Origin of the sequence: Pseudomonas sp. PIC25 (assembly GCF_002286785.1) — a bacterium.
Lineage (GTDB): Bacteria > Pseudomonadota > Gammaproteobacteria > Pseudomonadales > Pseudomonadaceae > Pseudomonas_M.
The window spans coordinates 1-1567 of record NZ_MUJY01000141.1; the positions used below are offsets into that span (position 1 = coordinate 1).

A 1567-nucleotide genomic window follows, 5' to 3' on the forward strand; every position below is an offset into this window, starting at 1 on the left:
TCAACTCATACAAACTAAACTGCAACTCCGGTCGATACTGCCAGGCGTACAGCGGTTCGGGTTTCTTCAGGTCCAGGTCCGGGTTGTCTTTTTCCGCCTTGCGGTAGGCTTGGCGCGACAGTTCGCTGGCTTCTTCGTCGTGCAGCGGCACTTTCACCGGGACGTAGTGCGTCGGGCGGTATTTGAGGATGCCGCTGGCCTGGCCGTTGGAGGAGAAGTCCGGGTTGCGGTTGCTCGGCTGCCCGGCCACTTGCAGGTAGAGGTGTTGTTTGGCCAGGACTTTTTCCGGCAGGTGGATGACTTGTACCTGCCGGCCCGGTTTGATGGCGAACTGCGACAGGTTGTTCGCCCCCACCGGGGCCAGTTGGTTGGCCGCGACGATTTTCGCCAGCCGGCCCGTGTAGCCGTAGTCGCCCAGTTCTTCCGGCAGCGGGCTGCCGTCCTGGTCGACCCAGTCGCTGTAGATGGCGATGCTGATGTCGCTGCCCAGGCCCGCGCCTTCGTTGCCGATCAGGTGTTTCTTTTCTTCGCCGCGGGTCATGCCCGCTTCGATCTTGTTCCGTCGTTCGGCCCACACTTTCAGGTTCGGCGGGCCCATTTCGATCCGTTGGCCGGGGAAGTTCAGCAGGTTGCCGCTGGCTGTCGCCGATTGCAGTTGCAGTTTGACGCTGCCCATGTAGCCGGTCGGCCGGTTGATGGCGATGATGCGCACCACTTCGCCGGCCTTGAGGTGGTTGGCGGTGCGTCGCTGGAATTCTTCCTTGAAGCCGCCCGCGCTCTGCCAGCGGGTGAAGTTGGCTTCGCCCCGGTAGGTGCTCAGGGCGTAGTAGTTTTCCACCGAGCCGCGCAGTTGGATGGTGTAGCGGAAGGCGCCGTCCTGTTCGTCCACCCCGGAGTAGTTCTTGTACAGTTCGTCTTCGTGCAAACCCCGGCGTTCGGCCACCAGTTGGCCGTTGGATTCGCGGAATACGTAGATGTCGGTGTCGCGCAGGTCGTCCTTGCTGATGCTCTTGAGCAGGCCGCGGTCCTGGAAGTCGGGGGCGGTGTCGATCAGGCGGGTGAAGTCCGGGGCGGTTTCTTCGGTGTCGGACGGGACGCCTTCATGCCGGCTGGACAGGTAGATGCCTTGCAGTTCGGCCTGTTCCACAGGCGTGGTGACGAACACGGTTTTCTGTTCGCCGTTCACTTCGCGGGTGACTTTCTTGCCCGGGACCACGTAGTCCGGTGTCTCGTCGCCGTCGAAGTCGTAGCGTTGTTGCAGGTAGCGTCCACGTTCGGCGGTTTCGCTGCGGTATTCGGTTTTTTCGGCCAGGGTGGCGTTGCGCACCTTGGCCGCGCCGTCCAGCACCATCAGGTCGATGGGGAAGTCCATCGCGCTTTTCATCGGCGTCGCCGCCGTCAGGGTGACGAAGGTCGCAGCCAGGCTCCAGACGCCCAGCCCGTTGCAGCTGTCGTAGTCGATCTTGGTCAGGTAGTACGGCATGTACGACCCGCCGCGCGGGTTGAAGCGCTTGTATTGCAGTTCCAGGTACGCCGGCGTGGTGTATTCGAAGTAGAACCCAGGGCA

At 62.3% G+C, this 1567-nt stretch carries 1 protein-coding gene; it reads right to left on the reverse strand.

The window, feature by feature from the left end; translation table 11 throughout:
• Window positions 1-1567: hypothetical protein (locus BZL41_RS28600; protein ID WP_218224561.1), on the reverse strand; the 1567-nt coding region annotated here is incomplete at both ends.